This window comes from Polaromonas sp. P4_F4, from assembly GCF_056401355.1.
Genome location: NZ_JBFUJO010000065.1, coordinates 1 through 1,526 on the forward strand (window position 1 = coordinate 1; position 1,526 = coordinate 1,526).

Below are 1,526 nucleotides of genomic sequence, written 5' to 3' on the forward strand. Positions count from 1 at the left end.
GAATGGCACTTACTTTGGCTCATAGGCATGACCATGCCTCTGGACGTGTCGGCGAGCCTGGTCGCGGGGCACCTTCAACCAGGGGTAGGGTTTGGGCCTTCGTTTTCGCATTCGCGGCTCGATGCGTCCGGGTCGATGGCCGACCCTGCATTGTGCGATCAACGTGAATAGCCGCCCGCAATCCTTCGTGGCCGAGAGGCCTCGCGAGACCCACTCTGTCCACAGTTGCACCGTGTGCTTGAAGCTCAGGCCGCGCGGGTCTATCCCGGCATTGCAGGCGGCCTGCGCCATGAGCAGTCGGATCACGTTGTAAGCGAGCAGATGGACCCACAGCTGTTTTTCGTTCATCTGCGGCGTCTGACAGCTCAGTACATCCATGCCCGTGGTGGTCTTGAGGTTGCGCAGGTCGAGTTCGACGTTCCAGCGACGCGCGTACAGCGCCGAGAGGTCGCGCTTGGTGACCTGGCGATGGTTGAGCAGCGTGGTGACCAGCACCTGATGATCGACCTTGGCTTCGCGCAGCGTCAACTCATCGGGGAATTGCGCGTGCTGCTCGGGCGTCATCCACTCTGGACGGGCTGCTGGCTTGGGCCAGCGCACGATGTGGTCGCGTGTGCCCAGCGACTGGCCGCGCCGAAAGTCGGTGATTCGCGCTCCGTTCTGCTCGAACAGCACATCCACGCCCGCGGCCATCAGTGTGGCGATCAGGAAATAGTTGCAGTACAAGGCATCGGCGAGCATCACATCGCCGGGGCGAAAGCCTGCGAGCAGACGGCGTACCAGTCCGAGCTCGCCACTGCCTTTGCCGCTGTGCGGCCCTATCGCCGCATCCAGCGCCGCGCCGGTGGCCAGGCAAATCACCATGACCAGTCGCGCCAGCGGAAAGCCGACGCCGCTTGCCTGGGTGCTGGGCTGGGGATAGCACACCTGGTTCTCCTGGGTATCGGGCATCGACAGTCCGGTGCCATCCACCAGCTTGACCGCTCGCCCGCGCCACAGCCATGGCGCCAGAGCCTTCTGGCTGAGCAAGCGGCCTGTCTGGCGCGTGAGCGCACTGACCATCTCCAGCGGCAGCCGCTGGCGAGCCCGGCAATACCCGCCGGTGCGAACGCTGCACGGGCTCAGGCCATCGGCTGCGCGCTGCGCCGCCCAGCCGTTGACCGCCTTCTGGCACGAGCCATCGGCCTCCAGCACCTGGCGCATGAACATCGACAGCGCAACCGTTGGCGGATACAGCCGCTCGCGGTGCTCGGGCAGCAGCGCTTCGGTCGTCTCAAGCAACTCCGGACTCGTCAGAACGTTGAAGAATTCCACCGCCTGGGTCGATCTCGCCCGGCGTCCAATGCTGCTGCAACGTTGATGCAAGACGCTTTGGGCATTACGATCCATGGTGGCTGGCCTTTGGGAAGATGGTTTGGGTGCTTCGTAAACAACCATCCTATCGACCCTTTGGTCAGCCATCTCCCTTTGCTTTCAAGCACTTACGCACGTCGCCGAAGGCCAACCTGCCAAAGTAAGTGCCATTC

General features: G+C 63.4%; 1 protein-coding gene. It reads right to left on the bottom strand.

The features are described 5' to 3' along the window. Positions 1-9 precede the first annotated feature (9 nt). Positions 10-1,389 carry an IS4 family transposase gene (locus tag AC1DUR_RS25770; protein ID WP_477720923.1) on the bottom strand — a complete coding sequence of 460 codons (1,380 nt, stop codon included), beginning with the start codon at positions 1,387-1,389 and terminating at the stop codon, positions 10-12. Positions 1,390-1,526: the final 137 nt, after the last annotated feature.